Annotated in this window: 14 protein-coding genes; 11 read left to right on the top strand and 3 right to left on the bottom strand. The window is 50.4% G+C overall.

The features are described from left to right. Positions 1-78: 78 nt before the first annotated feature. The 5 genes from nadK (at position 79) to AB8S08_RS03740 (ending at position 8,737) form a co-directional block, all read left to right on the top strand. Positions 79-969 (top strand): NAD(+) kinase, encoded by an 891-nt coding sequence (nadK, locus tag AB8S08_RS03760; RefSeq protein ID WP_369743702.1) that lies wholly within the window; start codon positions 79-81, stop codon positions 967-969. A gap of 102 nt (positions 970-1,071) precedes the next feature. Further along, positions 1,072-2,766: a DNA repair protein RecN gene (recN, locus tag AB8S08_RS03755; protein WP_369743700.1), complete on the top strand. Its 1,695-nt coding sequence runs from the start codon at positions 1,072-1,074 to the stop codon at positions 2,764-2,766. 45 nt (positions 2,767-2,811) lie between these two features. Next, a complete protein-coding gene (locus AB8S08_RS03750) occupies positions 2,812-3,159 on the top strand; it encodes an outer membrane protein assembly factor BamE (RefSeq protein ID WP_110074814.1) in 348 nt (115 codons plus the stop codon). Between the two features lie 57 nt (positions 3,160-3,216). Next, complete coding sequence (locus AB8S08_RS03745) at positions 3,217-6,003, top strand: insulinase family protein (protein ID WP_369743698.1); 2,787 nt, start codon at positions 3,217-3,219, stop codon at positions 6,001-6,003. 73 nt (positions 6,004-6,076) lie between these two features. Further along, positions 6,077-8,737, top strand: coding sequence for an EAL domain-containing protein (locus tag AB8S08_RS03740; RefSeq protein ID WP_369743697.1), 2,661 nt, complete (start codon positions 6,077-6,079; stop codon positions 8,735-8,737). Here the strand turns inward: AB8S08_RS03740 and AB8S08_RS03735 are convergent. The 3 genes from AB8S08_RS03735 to fadI are packed head-to-tail and all read right to left on the bottom strand — an operon-like array spanning position 8,712 to position 12,379. Continuing rightward, positions 8,712-8,909, bottom strand: coding sequence for a hypothetical protein (locus tag AB8S08_RS03735; RefSeq protein ID WP_110074817.1), 198 nt, complete (start codon positions 8,907-8,909; stop codon positions 8,712-8,714). The genes AB8S08_RS03740 and AB8S08_RS03735 overlap by 26 nt on opposite strands. A gap of 30 nt (positions 8,910-8,939) precedes the next feature. Next, the gene (gene fadJ, locus AB8S08_RS03730; protein WP_369743695.1) at positions 8,940-11,069 is read right to left on the bottom strand and encodes a fatty acid oxidation complex subunit alpha FadJ; all 2,130 of its coding nucleotides are present in this window, start codon (positions 11,067-11,069) and stop codon (positions 8,940-8,942) included. Further along, the gene (gene fadI / locus AB8S08_RS03725; protein WP_369743693.1) at positions 11,069-12,379 is read right to left on the bottom strand and encodes an acetyl-CoA C-acyltransferase FadI; all 1,311 of its coding nucleotides are present in this window, start codon (positions 12,377-12,379) and stop codon (positions 11,069-11,071) included. The genes fadJ and fadI overlap by 1 nt, the downstream gene beginning before the upstream one ends. A gap of 237 nt (positions 12,380-12,616) precedes the next feature. On the opposite strand from fadI, the gene AB8S08_RS03720 reads away from it, so the two are divergent. Genes AB8S08_RS03720 through AB8S08_RS03695 form a run of 6 tightly spaced genes read left to right on the top strand, consistent with a single transcriptional unit; the run spans position 12,617 to position 19,848 of the window. Next, complete coding sequence (locus AB8S08_RS03720) at positions 12,617-13,573, top strand: MoxR family ATPase (RefSeq protein ID WP_110074820.1); 957 nt, start codon at positions 12,617-12,619, stop codon at positions 13,571-13,573. Positions 13,574-13,584: 11 nt separating this feature from the next. Then, positions 13,585-14,592 carry a DUF58 domain-containing protein gene (locus AB8S08_RS03715; RefSeq protein ID WP_369743691.1) on the top strand — a complete coding sequence of 336 codons (1,008 nt, stop codon included), beginning with the start codon at positions 13,585-13,587 and terminating at the stop codon, positions 14,590-14,592. After that, positions 14,589-15,107, top strand: coding sequence for a DUF4381 domain-containing protein (locus tag AB8S08_RS03710; RefSeq protein ID WP_369743690.1), 519 nt, complete (start codon positions 14,589-14,591; stop codon positions 15,105-15,107). Before AB8S08_RS03715 ends, AB8S08_RS03710 begins: the two co-directional genes overlap by 4 nt. Further along, positions 15,100-16,107, top strand: coding sequence for a VWA domain-containing protein (locus tag AB8S08_RS03705; RefSeq protein WP_369743688.1), 1,008 nt, complete (start codon positions 15,100-15,102; stop codon positions 16,105-16,107). Before AB8S08_RS03710 ends, AB8S08_RS03705 begins: the two co-directional genes overlap by 8 nt. Beyond that, positions 16,100-18,052 carry a VWA domain-containing protein gene (locus AB8S08_RS03700; RefSeq protein ID WP_369743686.1) on the top strand — a complete coding sequence of 651 codons (1,953 nt, stop codon included), beginning with the start codon at positions 16,100-16,102 and terminating at the stop codon, positions 18,050-18,052. Before AB8S08_RS03705 ends, AB8S08_RS03700 begins: the two co-directional genes overlap by 8 nt. Next, positions 18,046-19,848 (top strand): BatD family protein, encoded by a 1,803-nt coding sequence (locus AB8S08_RS03695; RefSeq protein WP_369743685.1) that lies wholly within the window; start codon positions 18,046-18,048, stop codon positions 19,846-19,848. Before AB8S08_RS03700 ends, AB8S08_RS03695 begins: the two co-directional genes overlap by 7 nt. Positions 19,849-19,882 lie beyond the last annotated feature (34 nt).

Raw genomic sequence — 19,882 nt, 5'->3', positions numbered from 1 at the left:
CTTGCAGCTGTTAATGGGGGCATCTAACCTCGATTCAAGAGTTGCGCTACAAAAAACCGCAGAATTACAGGGAAATTTATGTCGCAGCGTGAACATCAACCATTTCAAACCATCGCCTTGCTGGGCAAAGTTAATCACGAAGCTACTCGTACCACCTTATTCACTCTAGAACAAAGCCTACTCAAGCTGGGTTATCAAGTGATTATTGAGAGTCGCACTGCCGAGCAGCTAAGTGGTACTCAAGCGCGCGTGATGTCGCTGTTAGAGCTGGGCCAACACGCTGATTTAGCAATTGTTGTGGGGGGTGATGGCAACATGCTTGGTGCGGCACGGATTCTTTGTGATTTCGATATCGGGGTGATTGGCGTAAATCGCGGCAACTTAGGTTTTCTAACGGACCTTGATCCTGACCACGTGATTGAGCAACTCAAAGCAGTATTAGCTGGCGACTACCAAACTGAACAGCGCTTTTTACTACAAACCGAAGTCATCCACCATGGCCAAACTAAGGCCGTAGGACGCGCTATTAACGAAGTAGTACTGCACTCAGACAAAGTTGCTCACATGATCGAATTTGAAGTGTACGTGGATAATCAGTTTGTCTATTCACAACGCTCGGATGGCTTAATTATTAGCACCCCCACCGGCTCTACTGCCTATTCGTTATCTGGCGGCGGCCCTATCGTCGTTCCTAACCTCCATGCCATTAGCTTAGTACCGATGTTTCCACATACCTTAAGCAGTCGCCCGATTGTGGTCGATGCTACCAGTACCATCAAGCTGCGGGCAGCGACAGATAATGATGATCTACAATTATCCTGCGATGGCCATGTGCGCATGAAAGTTGCTGCCGGCGACGAAGTCATTATTCAGCAGCACCCCCATAAATTATGCTTAGTGCACCCGCACGACCACAGTTATTTTAGAGTATTGCGCAACAAGCTAGGCTGGGGTAGCCGACTGTTCTAGTGGCTTGGCTTAGGCGCTGCTGCAGAATTTTTAGGCAGCACTTGCATTACTGTATAAATACTGTATAACTACTGTATATTATCACAGTATCTGAGGTGACCTATGTTGCTCCATTTGCATATTCGTAATTTAGCTGTTGTTCGTCATTTAGACATAGACTTTGCTGCTGGCATGTCTGCCATTACTGGCGAAACTGGCGCCGGAAAATCCATTGCCCTCGATGCCTTAGGTTTATGTTTGGGCGACCGTGCTGACGTTGAACTCATTCGCGCAAGCGCTGATAAAGCTGAAGTAAGTGCAAGCTTTCAACTCGGTGCCAGCGCTAGCCCTGCCATCCAGTGGCTAGCAGAACAAGAGCTAAACGAAGAAGCTGATGCCGATTCCAGCCACATCAGTTGTGTCATTCGCCGCGTGATTACCCGCGAGGGCCGCTCCAAAGCTTGGATCAACGGCCGCCCTGCTACCGTGGGCCAACTCAAGCAACTGGCGCCACTGTTAGTCAACATTCATGGTCAGCACGAACACCAATTATTGACCCGACCGGAGCATCAGTTGCAATTGCTTGATGCTTACGCCCGTCACCAACAACATCTAGATGCGGTGCAGCAGGCCTATCAGCAGTGGTACCAACTGCGCAAACAACAAAAGCAGCTACAACAGCAGCAACAAGATATTGCCGCACGCAGTCAGCTGTTGCGCTACCAAGTCAGTGAGCTGAACGAGTTTGCTCTAGGCGAAGACGAATACGAAGAATTAGAGGCGCAACATAAGCGCTTGGCCAATAGTGCCAGCCTCATTGAAGACTCTGGCTTTGCGCTTAATGCCATCTTTGATGGTGAACATAATAACGCCTACAGTTTGTTGCAAAACGCCCTAACCCGGTTAGAGCAACAACTAGAGACCGATGCTAATTTGCAACAAGCGGTACGTTTGCTCCGCGATGCCAGTGTGCAAGTGGAAGAAGCAGCACGTGAACTGCGTGATTATCAAGACCACATTGAACTTGACGATGAGCAATTAGCTAACGCTGAACAACGGGTTACCCAAACGCTACAGTTGGCTCGCAAGCATCAGCTCGACCCAACTCAACTTTATCAGCACCATCAACAATTAGCGCAAGAATTAGCCGATCTCGAGTCCATGCAGAGCGCATCTGAACACATCGATGAGCAAGTGGAGCAAGCTGCTAAAAGCTACCGACAAGCGGCTGCCACTTTGTCGGCCAGCCGTGAGCAAGCCGCCACTGAACTTAGTCAGCGTATCGCCACCAGCATGCAGCAACTTAATATGCCCCATGGTCGATTCGTCATTCAAGTAACTCATCAGGCGCAAGCGCCAGCAACAAAACTAGGTACCGATGAGGTTTGCTTTATGGTGACCACGAACCCAGGCCAACCGTTACAAGCCCTAGCAAAAATTGCTTCAGGCGGTGAATTATCACGAATTAGCTTAGCTATTCAGGTAATTACTGCCAGCCAACTAACCACCCCGACCTTGATGTTCGACGAAGTGGATGTAGGTGTTAGCGGCGCTACCGCAGCCACGGTAGGTAAATTATTACGCCAGTTAGGGGAATCAAATCAGGTTATCTGTGTCACACATTTACCTCAGGTGGCCGCAAAAGCCCACCAACAATTACGGGTAGATAAGGTAACAGATGGTGCCAGTACCGAGACACACATGGTACGATTAGACTCTGAAGCGCGTGTCATTGAACTAGCACGCTTACTTGGTGGTGATGAAATAACCGCAGCAACGAAAGCTAATGCAGCTGAATTACTTGCGGTTGGCAGCTAGCTTTGTTTATTATCGCCCTAGACTAAAATTTTAATAGCAGGTGTTATGAAAGCATTAATTATTGCAGGGACTATAATCTTTTTAAGTGGCTGTTCAGTATTAGATAAATTGGTTTATCGGATTGACATTCCACAGGGTAATTACTTAGAACAACGAGACATTGACCAGCTTCGCGTGGGGATGTCGAAAGAACAAGTGGTTTACGTGGTTGGCAAACCAGTAGCAGATAACCCCTACAATAACGATGTGTGGTTTTACGTCTTTGACATGAATGCAGGTAACGGAACCAGTTATCAACAAAAAATGATTTTACGCTTCGAAGATAACCTGTTGGTATCTTACGAAGGCGATTATGACCGCCCGAAAGACTTCGATACGCCGCTGGAACAATAGACCCTCTGTGGGCCCAGGGTTATCAAGCAACACTGGGCCGACAATTTAAGGTGAGGGATGACAACACCATTGCAGCCTACAACCACTGAGACACGCCTTATTTTAGATGATAGTGCTATCATCAAAAGTCCGGCAGATACTCGTAGCTATCAGATCATTGAACTACCCAACCAATTACGTTGTGTGTTGGTGCATGATCAGACAGCCAACCAAAGCAGTGCAGCACTAGCTGTAGGGGTAGGTCATTTTCACGATCCTCAGGCCACGCAAGGCCTAGCCCATTTACTTGAGCACATGTTATTTTTAGGGACTGAGGGCTATCCTGATGCCCAAGGTTTTCAGTCGTATATCAGCGCCCACGGCGGTAGCCATAATGCTTGGACTGGCACCGAATACAGCAATTATTACTTCAGCGTCAATCAGCAGTATTTTGCCCCCGCGTTAGATCGTTTCATGCGCTTTTTCTATGAGCCCTTGTTGCAGCAAGATTGGGTCGAAAAAGAACTGCAATCGATTGAAGCTGAATTTCACCTAAAGCGAAACGATGAATTGCGCCGTTTGTATCAAGTGCACAAGGCCACGGCCAACCCTAAGCATCCTTTTACCAAGTTTTCAGTAGGCAACCTAAGTACCCTTACCAATACCAAAGAGCAACCGCTCAGCGCTGCTTTGCAGCAATTCTTTAAGCGCTGGTATTGTGCCAAGCGTATGACCCTAGTGCTGTGTGGGCCACAATCCTTAGCTGAATTACAACAGCTTGCTGAGCTTCACGGTAGCCGTATTCCAACTGGGTGCGCCGATGCGTTACTGCTAGACGAGCCGCTTTATGAAGCAGAACAGCTGGGGCTGATGGTTCAAGTGAAGCCACTTAAAGAAGCCCAACGGCTGATTTTAACCTTTGCCCTGCCCGGTATCGATGACGATTATGCTAATAAAACCACCAGCTTTTTGGCTCATCTACTGGGCTATGAAGGGCAACAAAGTCTGCTGAGCTATTTGCGCGAACATAATTGGGTGAACTCGTTAGCCGCCGGCGGTGGGATTAGCGGCGGTAATTTCAAAGATTTTAATATCAACATGCAGCTAACCAACCAAGGGTTAACCCACATTGATGATATTATTGCAGCTGTGTTCAGTTATCTGCAGCTGATTGCCAACGACGGATTACAAGCTTGGCGCTACAACGAACGCCGAGTGAGCGTCATGAACGCCTTCAATTACCAAGAGCCAGCGAAGTTAAGCGATATTGCACCTCAGCTAGCCATTAATTTACATCACTACTGCGCTGAAGATATTATTTTTGGTGACTACCGCATGGATGGTTTGTTTTTACCGAAAATCCGCAGCTTTTTGGCCTTGATGAACTCGCACAACATGCGAGTAACCTTGATTCATCAGCAGCTTGAGACCGATCAGGTTGAACCTATTTACGGAACTCATTACCGCGTCGCTGCGTTGACACCTGCACAACATCAACGCTTTGCTCAGCCGGCGCCGATAACGGCGCAATTACCGCAAGCGAATCCCTATTTGAGCACGCCTTGGCAGTTACAACATCCTCCAACTGAGACCGACTCTAAGCGGCCGTTGCAGCCTGATTGTCAGCAAGTTACGTCGGCATTGCAGCATTGGCATTTAACCGATACCAGTTTTAAGCAACCCAAAGCTCATGTTTATTGTGGCTTTTATCTGCCCCAAGTGATCCAGTCTGCGCAGCATTTTGCGAACGCCCGCTTATGGTGTGAGCTGATGCTCGATGTGCTCAATGAAGAATGCTACGATGCGGAAATTGCTGGGCTTAATTTTAATTTATACCCGCAACAGCAAGGGCTAACCTTGCATGTATCTGGGCCCGCACAGTACGTGCCGCAATTACTGCAGGATATTTTGGGTTATTTGCACCAAGCAACCAGCAGCTCGAATGCACAATTACTCGTGTCGCAACGCTGGGCTAATTTGCGCCAACGCCTGATCACTAACTGGCGCCAAGCCTTGCTGCATAAACCACTGAATTTACTCTTCACCCATCTGAACGTGCAGTTACAGCCCCATACTTTTTCGGTGCAAGATTTAGCCAAACAATTAGAAGCTAGCGATTTTCCGACCTTCATTGATGCAGCCCAGCAAATGTTTAGCCAAGCCAGCGTCGAACTCTTTAGTCATGGTGATCTGCGTCCTGAACAGTTGCAATCGGTGCTGCAACAATTGCAACAGCTGCCCCTAGCAACACAAATGCAGCGCGCAAATTTAACGCCTTACAAGTTTGCCCAACTAGACCCCACGCCAGCGCTAGTTACTCAGCATCAAGATCATGCACTGCTGGCGGTGCTGCAAAATAGCTCAAACACCACTCAGGCCCAGGCCAGCTTTATGCTGTTGCAATATTTTCTGAACCCGCGCTTGTTTAGTGCTTTACGCACTGAGCAACAGCTAGGTTATCTGGTGGGTAGCAGTTACATGCCACTGCAACAGGTGCCGCATCTGATGCTCTACGTACAATCCACCAAGTATCCGTATCAGCACTTACAACAAGCCATGAATGATTATTTACAAGTGTTTGCTGAGCAATTAACACACATTGATAGCACTGAATTCAGCAAGGCGCAGCGGGCTATAACCCAACAACTCACTGAGAATGACGCATCTCTGCGTGCGCGAAGTCAAAGGTTGTGGAGCTCTATAACTCAACAAGATGAAAATTTCTCAAGATTACAAGTCATAGCAACGAATTTAGCGAGCTTAACCTTGAGGGACATTCAAGCGGAATACCAACGGTTAATTAACAACCCAACACAACAGATGTTTCTAGTTAGCCATCCACAGAGCTTTGACAGCTCGGCATAAATTGTTTAATTTGTTTATCTCTTAAGAACAAGAAGAGCTGCTTTATAAAACAGCCAACCCATTGGGGAATAACGTGCATTTTCGGAGTCAAGGTGGTGCTACTGGTGGCAATGCTCTGTTAGCGTTTGTTATAACGTTAACCTGTGCGGCTACGCTGCTAATGCTACCGTCATTATTTGCCAAAACTCATGCAACAACTTATATAGCAACTTATGCAGCCCAGTCACCGACCAGCAGTGATTGGCAAGTTGAGCTCATCAGCCTGCGCATTGCCAATCAACCCATTCAAGCTGAACAATTAGATAGTCGTAACCGCGCTCAACTTTACAATACCCAAACGCTATTCCTACCTGTGCTCGAGAGCCCCATCAGCATTGAGTTTGGGGCGCCCTATGCACCTAATGCTCGGCAACTGTATTACCGCTATAAAATGCAAGGAGCCGACCTTGACTGGATTTACACCGACCATCAATATCGTCGTGCCACCTACACCAATCTAGCCTTTGGTCATTATCTATTTATGATTGAAGCTTCCTACGACGGCACCACCTGGCTGGGGCAGCGCCAGTTAGCGGTAGAAGTTGCCGCCCCGGCTTGGCTTTCACCCTGGGCCTTAAGCATGTATGCGCTATTAGGTGGCGCCGGTATCATCGCCCTATTCTTCATCGTACGGGCGCGCCACCGTGCCATGCGCCAACTGCAACAAAGCGAAGAGCGGCTGAAGTTAAGCTTGTGGGGGAGCGGTGATCAATTATGGGACTGGGATATTGCAGCTGGAGTGATTCATCGACATAACACCTGGCGCCAAGTCAGTGCGTTTCCGATTGATTATATTCGTACCGGTGAACCGGGCAGCCCCAGCAATGTTCATCCACAAGACCTCGCGAATTTACAGCAGGCGTTGAATCAGCACTTAGATGGACACACCCAGTTTTTTGAAGTCACTTACCGAGTTCAGGCTGAAGATGGCTGGGTGTCCGTACTAGATCGAGGTAAAGTGGTGGAACGCAATGAGCAGCAGCAGGCTCTGCGGATGACCGGTACCATGAAAGATATCACCCCGTTAGTTCTAGCTGAAGAACGCTTAAAAATGCTAGCCACCTCCATCACCAATATTTCCGATGGTGTGTGCATTTATGACCATACTTTTGCCGTCGTTGAGGCCAACCAATCGGTGACCAAGATCACCGGCTTTAGTCGCCAACAAATGCTCGGGCGACCACTTCAACTGCAGCTCTATAGCGACGATTACGTCAACCAAATAAAACGCACCTTGCAACAGTATGGTAGTTGGCACGGTGAAGTTGAAGATCTGCGCAGTGACGGCAGTTTGTATCAGATTGAATTAACCATTGATGCCATCTACGACGATAGCAGTCAGATTTCCCATTACGTGGCGACCTTTGCAGACATCAGCGAACGCAAACAAACCGAGCGCGAGTTGCGCCGGCTGTCTAACACCGATACCCTCACCGGGCTACCTAACCGCTCCTATTTTCAAGTCAGCCATGCCAATTTAGTGCGTAAGCGTATTGGTCACGCTTTAGTGCTTTTCGATCTCGATGATTTTAAGAAGATTAACGATTCGCTAGGTCACGATCTAGGTGACGAGCTGCTGCTACAAGTAGCTGAGCGCATTGCGCAAGTAGGACGCCCGCAAGATACTTTCTATCGCCTCGGTGGCGACGAATTTGTGCTATTGCTAGAAGACACCTGGAACATGAGCACCACCACCGATATCGCTAATCAGATCCTGCATGCCATGAGCCAGCCCTTTCATATTCAACAGCAAGATATCGTGGTGGGCACATCCATAGGAATTGTGGTTTACCCAAGCGATGGTAACTCCTCGCAAGAGTTACTACAGAATGCCGATACCGCCATGTACCATGCCAAGAGTCGCGGCGGCCATAACTATCAGTTCTTTAACGAATCCATGAACAAAACTGCGGTACGGCGTCTGCAAGTAGAAAACCAACTGCGTTTTGCGCTACGCCATAAGCATTTGCAAGTACTGTACCAGCCTAAAGTGTCGTTAGTGGATTATCAATTTGTAGGATTAGAAGCCTTAGTCCGCATGAACATCCCTGGCCATGGTCCCCTTAGCCCTAGCGAGTTCATTCCGTTAGCCGAAGAAACCGGCCTTATCATTGAGATGGGTGAGCAAGTGCTGCGACAAACCTGTCGTGATATGCGACTCTGGGTAGAACAAGGCTTGGTGCAAGGCCGAGTAGCGGTGAATTTATCTGCCAAGCAATTTGTGCAACCCAATCTTACCGAGACCATCATGACCATTCTCAAAGAAGAAGGTTTAGCACCACAGCATCTGGAGTTAGAAATTACCGAAGGGGTGGTGATGGAAGATCCCGAGCGTGCCATTGCTATCATGACCGAGTTACATCAACAGGGGATTCATCTCGCCCTCGATGATTTTGGCACCGGCTATTCGTCGTTGGCCTATTTGAAGCGTTTCCCGATTCAAACATTAAAGATTGATAAAGCCTTTGTGGATGACATCAATGGTGCTGAGCGCGACCGCAATATGGTCGCCTCCATTGTCGCTATGGCTCACAATTTAGGTTTAGATGTGGTTGCCGAAGGCGTTGTAGACGCAGCTCAAGCAGCCACGTTAAGCCACTTAAGCTGCGAATATGCACAGGGGTTTTTATTTGCCGAGCCGCTTAGCAGTGATGCCTTTGCCGCACATATTAGCGTACCTGCATCAATACATTAGCATCGCCACGTGCTTGGCGCAGACGCAGCCGCTTGTGAGTGATAAACATCGGCACTATCAAGGGCCCGAACAGCAACCCTAGCAGGCCCCAACGTTTCGCTCCCATCGCGTGTGTTAATGCTTGCACATACAAAGTTAACGCCGACCCTAAACAACACAGCGCCACTAACATAACAACCCCCTACTACAAGTCTACGAGCGCTTAATAAAAGCGCTCGTTATTTGTTGCCATTTTAACCAATAATGGCGCTGGTTGATAGCGTTCGCCATGTTGCTGTTGGTAAGCTTGCAAACGACTCACCACCTCAGCAATGCCTAGCGCGTCCATATAACGGAACGGGCCGCCACGGAAAGGCGGGAAACCGATACCAAAAATGGCACCAATATCACCATCACGAGCACAGCTTATGATGCCTTCGTCTAAACAGTACGCGGCCTCATTGAGCATCAGCAACACTGTACGCTGGGCAATCTCGTCAGCACTCATTTGGCTTGCTGCGGTTACGCCTAACAAGCTATACACCGAGCTATCCACCTGCTTGCCCGCTTGCTTACCTTGGTAGTCGTAAAAGCCCTTTTTGTTTTTCTTACCCTTGCGTTCATCATCCAGCAATTTGCTAAAAGCCTCTGGGGCTTGGAATCGATCGCCAAGCTCATTCGCCAAAATAGGTGCGACTTTGGCAGCCACATCAATCCCTACTTCATCCATCAGTTTCATCGGCCCGACCGGGAAGCCAAACTTAACCAGCGCTTTATCTACCACGTCGATCGGCTCACCCGCTAACACCAGGCGCGCAGCTTCGTTCATGTACGGGGCTAAAATACGATTGACGTAAAAACCAGCACCGTCTTTGACCACAATCGGGGTTTTACCTTGCTTTTTAGCCAAGGCAACGGTGGTCGCAATGGTTTCTGCTGAGGTACGCTCATGGGTAATAATTTCTGCCAACGGCATCTTATCTACCGGCGAGAAATAATGCAGACCAATCACATTTTCTGGGCGCTCTGCTTTTGCAGCAATTTGCGTAATAGGTAAGCTTGACGTATTGGTTGCAAAAATGGTGTGCGGATTGCCAGCGGCTTCTACATCGGCCACCATCTGTTGCTTTAAGCCAAGATCTTCAAAGACCGCCTCAATCACCACATCAACCTTGTCAAAGCCGCTGTAATCAAGGGTACCGCTCAGGCTCAGCATGGTCGCTTCTAATTCTGTCCGGGTCATGTGCTTGCGCTTTACTTTACTATTAAGCAGGTCGTAGCTGTACTTCAACGCATGCACAATCCCTTGTTCGTTGATGTCTTTAATGCGTGCCGGTAGTTTCGCTTTAGCGGCCGTGACATAAGCAATACCACCGCCCATTAACCCACCACCAAGCACGCCAACTCGCTGAATAGCACGTGGCTTGGTATCGCCCGCACCGGTTTCTTTCTTCATCGCCGTGGTGGCGAAAAAAATCTGCCGTAGCTCTTTGGATTCCGGCGTCATTGCCAGTTCACCAAATTGCTTGGCCTCATAGGCTAAGCCTGCTTGAAAGCCCTTGCTGGCACCACAGGCTAAGGTATCAATGATTTTATCGAGCGCCGGGTAGTTACCTTTTGCTTTTGCTTGAGCTTGTTCGCGCGCCTTTTTAAACATGAAATTACGCCCGAACGAGGTGCCTTCCAGCACTTTGCTGACACCTTTTAGCTTAACTTTGCGCACTTTTGCCTTGCTCGCCAGTGCCTTCTCGACCGCTGCATCCAATAAGATACTCGCAGGTACGACATCATCAACAATCCCGAGTTTACGGGCTTGTTTGGCACGTAATTGCTTGCCAGCCAAAATTAATGGTAGGGCTTTTTGAATACCAATCAGACGTGGTAACCGTTGGGTCCCACCTGAGCCTGGCAACAGCCCTAACTGCACTTCAGGTAAGCCAATCACAGTGCGGTTATTGTCCGTCGCAATCCGATAATGACAGGCTAACGCAAGTTCTAACCCACCACCTAAACAAGCACCATCAATGGCTGCCACCACCGGCACCGCTAACTGCTCAATTCGGTCAAACATAGCCTGCCCTTGGCGCGCTAAACTTTCCGCATCGGCAGCATTGGTGCAGGCATCAATCATGCTTATATCAGCACCGGCCACAAAGGAGCCTGGCTTATCACTGATCAGCACCACCCCGCGTAAATCTTGGTGCTGCTCCAACTGATTCAGTACATGAGCTACCTCATCAGCAAAAGAAGCTTTTAAGGTGTTCATCGATTCGCCAGGAACATCGATATGGATAACCGCCACATGGTCGTCGCGTAGCTCTAAAGTAAAAGCTCGGTTGTTATCTGTTGTCATTATTCGGTCTCCACAATCATCGCAGCACCCAAGCCACCAGCAGCACATGCGGTGGTTAAACCAACCCCGCCACCACGACGTTTTAATTCATTTAAAGTTTGCGTAATCAAGCGCGTGCCCGTTGCCGCAAACGGATGGCCATAAGCTAGGGAGCCACCCAACACATTAAACTTATCCATATCAATCTCGCCGATGGCTTCACTACGGCCCAGCTTTTCTTGGGCAAACTTGGTGCTGGCAAACATCTTCATGTTTGCCAAGGTCTGTGCCGCAAAAGCTTCATGCATTTCAATCAAAGTAAGATCCGATAACTTCATGCCCGCTCTATCTAGCGCGATAGGAGTAGCGTAAGAGGGTCCCATCAGCATGTCTTGCCAAACATCAATGGCGCTAAAGGCATAACTACGAATGTAACCAAGGATGTCGTAGCCCAACGCCTTAGCTTTGCTTTCTGTCATCATTAAAATAGCACTGGCACCATCAGTTAAGGCAGTGCTGTTGGCCGCAGTAACTGACCCGTGCTTTTTATCAAACACTGGCCGCAACTTAGCGTAGCTCTCTAATTTAGAGTCTGAGCGAATGGTGTTATCACGCTTTAAGAAATCTTTGTATGGCTCAGCATAAGCGGTCATCACTTCGTTATCTAACACACCTGACTGCCACGCTTGATGCGCCAAGGTATGCGAACGGTGAGCTAGCGCGTCTTGATCAGCACGACTGATGCCATGGGTCTTGGCCATCTGCTCGGCAGTATCACCCATACTTAGGTTAGTACTGTACTCGGCAATAGCTGGCGGCACTGGGAGTAAATCCTTCAACCGCAGCTTGCGCAAAATGGCGAGGCGCTGACCAAGACTGCGCGCTTTGTTTAAATCAACCAGCGCATGGGCTAACGCCCGTGAGGCGCCAATCGGCAGTACTGATGACGAATCCGCGCCACCGGCGATGCCTACGGTGGTATTGCCGGCCATCATACTTTCTAAAACATTAACGGTGGTTTGGAAACTGGTCGCACAAGCCCGTGACACGCTGTAGGCATCGGTGGTTACCGGCAAACTTGTGCCTAACACTATTTCGCGTGCGATGTTAGGCGCCTTAGGCATTTGCACCACTTGACCGTACACTAAAAGTTCAACTTCACGCGGGTCTAAGCTGTATTTATTAAGTAACTCTTGTACCACCATTTTGCCCATATCCAGCGCCGGAACGCCATGAAAATAGGTGGCTTGCTTAGCAAATGGCGTCCGTAGGCCTGCTACGATAGCAATCCGTTCGCCCTGTGCCGTGGTCAGATTCTGACGTGCGACCATGTGTTATTCCTCTGTTGCTGTATCATGGTCACAACCTAAGCTGGTCTGACCTCATAGATGGTTACAAATTTTAGCGGGTCTTGCTCGAGATTTAAACCGTTGTTTTAGGTAAAGTCTCAACTTACACTAGTAACTGATAGTATCATGCACAGTAGCTATCAATCGTCACCGCGGTATCACAGCGACCATACAGCCCAGTTCTTGCTACAACAGCTCGAGTAACAGAAGAGGATCAGAATGGCAGCCGAACAGTTCCAAGCCTTGCACGCCTATCTTAATAGTCAAGTTATCGGCCAGCCCGAATTTACTGAGGGCCTACTCATTGCCATTTTAGCCGATGGCCACCTATTGGTTGAAGGCCCACCAGGGTTGGCCAAGACCCGTGCGGTTAATGCCTTAGCCACCGGGATTGAAGGTAGCTTTCACCGGGTGCAGTTCACTCCTGACTTATTGCCTGCGGATTTAACTGGCACCGACATCTATCGCGCCGAAACCGGTAGCTTTGAGTTTCAGCAGGGACCGCTGTTTCATAACATCATTCTAGCAGATGAAATTAACCGCGCCCCAGCGAAAGTACAATCAGCTTTATTAGAGGCTATGGCCGAGCGGCAAATTACCGTGGGGCAAACCACTTACAAGCTGCCGCCGCTGTTTATGGTGCTGGCTACCCAGAACCCGCTTGAACAAGAAGGCACCTACCCGCTGCCAGAGGCACAGCTGGATCGCTTTTTAATGCAACTCAACTTGGATTATCCCAATGCTGCGGTCGAGCGTGATATTTTGCGCCTGACGCGCGGCGAAGAACTCGAGGGGCAAGCAAGTATGCCAAGCCCCGTCACGCAAGCGGATATTTTTGCGGCCCGTCGTGAAGTCCTAGAAATTTATATGGACGACAGCGTTGAAGAATATTTAGTACAACTGATTATTGCCACCCGCACCCCAGATTTTTATTCAGCGGATTTAGCCCGCTGGCTGAGTTACGGCGCTAGTCCTCGTGCCACCATTGCCCTCGACCGTTGTGCAAGAGCTAGAGCTTGGTTAAACCAACGTGACTTTGTGACCCCTGATGATATTCATTATGTGTTTGCTCATGTGTTAAGGCACCGTATCATTTTGAGTTATCAAGCGGAAGCTGATGGTATCGATGCTGATACTGTATTGAGCAAAATTATTGAGCTAGTCCCAGCACCTTAATGGCTAACAGCATGCATGAAACGGCCGCTACTTGGTTAGCACAATGGCACAGCGACGGGGTTAAGGTAGCAGCCCACGAGCTGATGTACTACCGCAGTAAAGCTGCAGCTCTAGCGCGCTTGCGGCCACGGTTGAAGCCAGGTCGCAGTGGTGCCTTGCTGAGCAAAGTCAAAGGGCGCGGGATGGAGTTCGACGAATTTCGTCATTACCAAGCTGGCGATGATATTCGAGCCATTGATTGGCGCGTCACCGCTCGCACTGGTACGCCACACACCAAGTTGTTTCGTGAGGAACGTGAACGCCCGGTGTTGCTGGTGGTCGATTTTAGTGACAGCATGCAGTTTGGCTCACAATTGTTACTCAAATCGGTACAAGCTTGCCATCTAGCCAGTGCCTTAGCATGGCTAGCCGTTGCCCGTGGCGATCGTATCGGCGCCTTACTGGCAAGTACGCCTTCGGCACAGAACCAACCCCAGCATATTGAGTTGCGGCCACAAGCCCGCGAGCATGCAGTGACCCGCATCATCCAGCAGCTCGTAACCGCACAAAATCAGGCGCTACAGAACTGGCAGCAACCCCATCAAGAGCGCGCCAGTGTATTACCCTATTTACTACAACGTACCCTGCAGGTCGCTAAACCCGGCACCTTAGTGTACGTAATCAGCGACTGGCGGGGCTTGCTAACGAATAGTCAGCAGCCGGCAGATACTGCGGCTGTGCAAGCTTTGTTGGCACTACAACGCCACTGTCAGTTAGTTCCGATGCAGTTAGTCGACCCCCTTGAGCTTAGTCTCGAAGCCGTGGCACAAGCGCAAATTTCCGAACAGCTAGCGCTCACTGATGGTCAGGTGGAATGGCAGTTTGACCCACACCAAGCCCATCAGCAGCAACAGTACGCTAACGCTGCCGCCGCATGGCAGCAACAGTTGGTCCAACAGTTTCAACAACAAGCGCTAGAGCTGTGGCAGTTTTCTGCCGCCACACCGCTGGAGTCCCAATGGCCAGGAGTACGCCTATGATCTGGCTTGATAATGGCAACCCATTAGAGACCATGCACGACATCGTGGCCGCACCTGCTGCGCATTGGTGGCCTTTAGCTCCGGGTTGGTGGGTACTAACTCTATTGGTTCTAGTTGTGTTTATCAGTGTGAGCTGGCTGAGCTGGCGGGCGTGGCAGCGCCGCCGGCCGCAACGAGCCGCTTTAAAACAATTAAAACAATCCCCAGCAGACAGTTTAGGGCAACTTAATTTGCAGCTAAAACAAGCCGCCTTGGGTTATTTCCCGCGTTCGCAAATCGGTGCTCTACAGGGCCCTTTGTGGTGGCAATTTCTAGCCCAGCAATTACCGCCACGGCACCAGCAACAACTGGCTGAGTTGCTGCAACAGGGTCCACAGTTAAGCTACCAAAAGGCTCCCTTAACGCCTCGGCAATTGGCAGACTATCAGCGTTTTGCCCTGCTCTGGGTGCAGCATGCACTGCCACCGAAGCCGAAACGCTCAGCGGCACCCGTGCAAGGAGGCCAGCATGATTGAGTTTGCTTGGTGGTGGGCTGCGCTACTGTGGCCGCTGCCGTGGTTGGTGTGGCGGTTGCTACCAGCTGCCCATCCACCGTTGGTGGCATTGCGGCTGCCGGTGCTACCCGTTACAGCAACCACAAGGATTGAACGCCACTCGCGGCTGGGCTGGCGTAAATGGTTGGCCGGGTTAATTTGGACCCTGCTGGTACTGGCGTTAATGCAACCCCAGTGGTTAGGTGAACCGGTGAGCGCGCGCAACGAAGGGCGAGAAATGATTTTGGCTATCGACTTATCCGGCAGTATGGAAATTGCCGACATGGAAATAGCAGGTGAACAAGTCGATCGATTGACCATGGTTAAGTATGTGATGGGCGATTTTATTGCCCGCCGCGTGGGGGACCGTCTTGGCTTGATCCTATTTGCTGATACTGCTTACGTGCAAGCTCCCATGAGCTACGATAGAGACAGCATCAAACAGCTATTAGATGAAGCCGAACTACGTTTAATTGGTGAACGTACCGCTATTGGTGATGCCATTGCGTTGAGCGTGAAACGCTTTATTGCCCGCGAGCAGTCGAACAAAATCATCATTTTGCTCACCGACGGCCAAAATACCGCGGGTAATGTCTCACCAGAGCAAGCGCTACAATTGGCGCAGTATCATGGGGTGAAAATTTATGCCATTGGGGTGGGTGCTGAAGAGGTGATTGTGGAAGGTTATTTTGGTCAACGCCGCGTTAATCCTAGCCGCGACCTAGATGAGGATATGCTACGCAACTTAGCGAATAGCACCGGTGGGGAATATTTCCGCGCCCGCTCTACCAGCGAGCTGGAGCAAATCTACCAACGCTTAGATGAGTTCGAGCCCATTCAAGCAGAGAGTCAGCAACGGCGCCCACAGACAGCACTTTTCTTTTGGCCGCTAGGGCTTGCCTGGGCAATGATGCTGCTCGCTGGCCTACTCCCTTGGCTGCTACGTAGTTTCAGACCAGCAGCAGGAGCTCGCCATGAGTGAATTTCAGCTTCTGCGCCCTTGGTGGTTACTAGGACTGCTTCCGCTGGCACTACTGGCTTGGACTTGGCTGCGCCAGCGTAGCGCAAGTGGTGGCTGGCACCAGTTACTGCCAGCCCATTTACAACCGGTGCTGTTACCCAAAGCCGCGGCACAGCGCCAGGTGTGGCCGCTGTATTGCGCGTTACTCGCCCTCCTCTGCATCAACTTGGCACTCGCTGGCCCTACCTGGCAACGGCTGCCACAACCGGTTTACCAGTTGAATGCTGGCAGTGTGGTGGTGGTAGATATGTCGCTATCTATGTACAGCACGGATTTGCCGCCCAATCGGCTCACTCAGTTGCGCTTTAAAGTCACTGATTTAGTGCGCGAACGGCTGGATGGCGAAGTGGGCTTAGTGGCGTATGCTGGTGACGCCTTTACAATTAGTCCGTTAACCAATGACGGCGGTAACCTAGTGAACTTAATTCGCGCCTTAAGCCCAGATATCATGCCAGAACTTGGCAGTAATCCGCTGGCCGGCTTGCGTCAAGCCGATGAGTTGTTGCGTGCAGCGGGCTACCCGCAAGGTGACATTTATTGGGTCACCGACGGTATTCAAACGGCCGACCAACAGGATATCTATAACTTCATTAGTAGCAGTGGCCATCGCGTAAGCATTTTAGCGGTCGCCACCGAAGCTGGCGCCCCCATTCAATTACCTTCCGGCCAGCTTTACCGCGATAGTAGCGGCTCGGTGGTTGTGCCCACGGTGCAATTCAGCCGTTTGGAGAGTCTGGCCAAACGTGCTGGGGGACGCTTCAGTATCATCCGCAGTGACCAACAGGATCTTGATTACCTAGGTAGTCAGCCGCCCTTGAGCCGTGACGGTGAGCTCACCGAAGGTCAAGCCGGCGACCAGTGGCAAGAAGCCGGCCCCTGGCTCTTAGTTGTGGCAGCGTTGCTGCTACTGCCGCTCGCTCGAGCTGGAGCTTTAACTCAGGTTCTACAAGCCTTACCTGGCAAAAATTTATCCAGCAGCTGGTTAGCGCTGGTGAGCCAAACACTGATGCTAGCTGGCAGTCTAGTGCTGCTCAGCGGCTTAACCAGTAGCCCGGCGCTGGCCCAAACCCCGTCAGGCCAGAACTCGTCAAACCAAAGTTCATCGAACCAGAGCTCGTCCAACCAAAACTCGGCTGTACCAGCAGCTTCGACACAGCAATGGCTGCAACAGTGGCAACAGCTGTGGCAAACGCCCTATCAACAGGCGGACCAAGCCCTACAACAACAAGATTATGAACAAGCGGCGGCGACTGCGACCGACCCTTGGCAACGGGGTACAGCAAATTACCGCGCCGGCAATTATGACCAAGCCTTGGTTGATTTCTCCCAAGTTGATAGCGCTGAAGGCTTTTACAATCAAGGCAATAGTCTGATGCAGTTAGGCCGCTATCAAGAAGCAGCCAACAGCTATGCTGCGGCTTTGACACGCCGCCCAGACTGGCCAGAGGCACAGGAAAATAAAGCGCTAGCCGAGGCCCTGCAACAGCAACAAGAACAACAGCAAGACAACCAGTCCAGCGATAATAACACCGGCCAGCAACAGCAAAAGGATGGTGAGGGCAGCAGCAGCGATACTGATGCCGAGGGCCAACAAGCTGAGCAAAATGATAGCACGGACGCTGAGGACCAAGCTCCAGCCGACGCCGACGAGCAAGCCCAAGAAGAAGACGCGGCGACGCCCGAACAGACCGAACCGCAGGCTGAGCAAGAAGGCGAGGAGCAATCCCAAGCCTTATCTGCAGCGGAACAACAGCAAAACGTCAGCGACGAACAGCGGCAGCAAATGGAGCAATGGCTGAATCGCATTGAGGATGATCCAGCCGTGCTACTGCGCAATAAAATGCTACGCGAAGCGCAACAGCGCCGCGGCAATAGAAAACCCAAAGGAGTACAGCAAGAGTGGTAACATCTCGTCAACTTTTAATGCTAGCTAGCATCGTGGTCGTAGGCTTACTAAGCTTACCCCAGGCCCTTGCCGAACCTACTGAGGTGATTGCCAGTGTGGATAGAAATCCGGTGTTGGCAGGCCAGCTATTTAACTTAACAGTTACGGTAAATGATGATATCGACCAAGATGAAATAAATGTCGAGCAACAGTTAAATCAGTTCCGGATTGTTAATTCGCGTTCTTCTCGTAGTACCCGAGTGATTAATGGTGACATGAGTCGCACTACTACCTTCGTGTTTAGTTTACAGGCACCACAACAGGTCGGCACCGTGACCATTCCAGCCTTGAGTGTTGGCGATGTTAGCAGCCAACCCATAGAACTGACGCTATTAGCTAGTGATCAAGCGGATGCTCTAAGCGAATCCCAGCCAGCCTTTATTCGCACCAGCGTTGAATCCACTCAGGTTTATGTGCAGCAACAATTTAAACTGGTATCGCGACTGTACTTAGCGGCTAATTTGCATAGCGGTAATCTCATTGCCCCCGAGCTGACCGATGCTGAAATCACTCAATTTGGGCAAGACCAAGAAAATTATGAAATTATTGATGGCAAACGCTATCAGGTGTACCAGCGAACCTATTTGATCACGCCACAGCGCTCCGGCCAATTTACCCTTAATGGGCCGATGTTTGAGGGTTTGATCAGCAAGGATAGTGGTCGTTCTATTTTTTCTTCCATGAGCACCACCGAGCCGGTAACTGCCAGCGCGGAACCGATTGAACTACTGGTACAGCAGATCCCGAGTAGTTGGCAAGGCGACTGGCTACCGGCTGATTTGGTCACCTTAACTCTAGAAACAGATATAGACCCAGCACAGCAGTTACAGCAAGGCCAGCCGCTTACCTTAACGCTACGTACTACAGCGATGGGAGTAAGCCCCGACCAATTGCCGGCGTTGCAGTTACCCGACATCGCTGGGGTGAGCATCTATCCAGAAACGCCCCAACTCAACCAAGCGGTGCGTAACGGCAATCTAATCGCTCAGCGTAGCCAAACCATTGCCATTATTCCTCGCCAAGGCGGTACCCTAGAGCTGCCCTCTTTTACGCTGCCTTGGTTTAACACGCGCACTCAGCAACAGCAGGTCGCTAGTACCGACCAACTCACTTTTAGCGTAGCCATGAATGATTCAGCCACAGTAAATGAATATTCAAGCAATCCTACTGATGTCAGTTCGGCCCCCAGCCAAACCTCAAGCGCTACCGAGATGAATCAGCAAGGGCCAGCAGCGTCTGCCCAGAGTAGTTCGCCAAACAACCGCCTGTGGTATTGGTTAGCAGCTTTATTTGCCGGTCTTTGGGTGATAACCCTTAGCCTTTTTGCTAGCTATTGGCGACGCCAGCAGCGTCAATCACGCCAGCCGCAAACTAACGCCACCAGCGCTACCAGCGATTCTGATCGCCACGCTCTAAGTGGTGCTTTATGGCAACAACTGCAGCAAGCCTGCCAAGCAAATCAAGCCGCGGCCACAGACCAAGCTCTGCGTGCATGGGCAAACTCGATACTGGGCCAGCCTATCCATGATTTGACCGAGCTTAGCCGGCATTTTGCTCACCCGCCGCTAACCAGCCAAATTAACCATTTGTTAAGCTGTCGATTTGGCCACCGTAGCGTTGCCTCGGCTCCTAACCAAGCAACTTGGCAAGAAGGCAAGGCCCTGCTGAGAAGCTTGCAAGCGGCTTATAAAAACTACGTGAAATCCAGCAAAACCAAGCAACAGCAGAACGTCTTACCAGCGCTTTATCCGCAGTAAGCACTAACCTTAGTAATGCTATAATTTCCTCATA

It is taken from the genome of Pseudidiomarina sp. PP-1MA, assembly GCF_041200125.1.
In the GTDB taxonomy this organism is placed as follows: domain Bacteria; phylum Pseudomonadota; class Gammaproteobacteria; order Enterobacterales; family Alteromonadaceae; genus Pseudidiomarina; species Pseudidiomarina fusca.
The sequence above is the reverse complement of the archived record's forward strand: the minus strand, read 5'-3'. Positions and strand labels throughout refer to the sequence as shown.

Bases quoted from the DNA above. Each gene is read 5' to 3' on its own strand.
- AB8S08_RS03700 (WP_369743686.1), top strand. From the start codon at position 16,100: ATGAGTGAATTTCAGCTTCTGCGCCCTTGGTGGTTACTAGGACTGCTT.
- AB8S08_RS03745 (WP_369743698.1), top strand. From the start codon at position 3,217: ATGACAACACCATTGCAGCCTACAACCACTGAGACACGCCTTATTTTA.
- recN (WP_369743700.1), top strand. From the start codon at position 1,072: ATGTTGCTCCATTTGCATATTCGTAATTTAGCTGTTGTTCGTCATTTA.
- AB8S08_RS03710 (WP_369743690.1), top strand. From the start codon at position 14,589: ATGATCTGGCTTGATAATGGCAACCCATTAGAGACCATGCACGACATC.
- fadI (WP_369743693.1), bottom strand. From the start codon at position 12,379: ATGGTCGCACGTCAGAATCTGACCACGGCACAGGGCGAACGGATTGCT.
- nadK (WP_369743702.1), top strand. From the start codon at position 79: ATGTCGCAGCGTGAACATCAACCATTTCAAACCATCGCCTTGCTGGGC.
- AB8S08_RS03735 (WP_110074817.1), bottom strand. From the start codon at position 8,909: ATGTTAGTGGCGCTGTGTTGTTTAGGGTCGGCGTTAACTTTGTATGTG.
- AB8S08_RS03705 (WP_369743688.1), top strand. From the start codon at position 15,100: ATGATTGAGTTTGCTTGGTGGTGGGCTGCGCTACTGTGGCCGCTGCCG.
- AB8S08_RS03750 (WP_110074814.1), top strand. From the start codon at position 2,812: ATGAAAGCATTAATTATTGCAGGGACTATAATCTTTTTAAGTGGCTGT.
- fadJ (WP_369743695.1), bottom strand. From the start codon at position 11,069: ATGACAACAGATAACAACCGAGCTTTTACTTTAGAGCTACGCGACGAC.
- AB8S08_RS03720 (WP_110074820.1), top strand. From the start codon at position 12,617: ATGGCAGCCGAACAGTTCCAAGCCTTGCACGCCTATCTTAATAGTCAA.
- AB8S08_RS03715 (WP_369743691.1), top strand. From the start codon at position 13,585: ATGCATGAAACGGCCGCTACTTGGTTAGCACAATGGCACAGCGACGGG.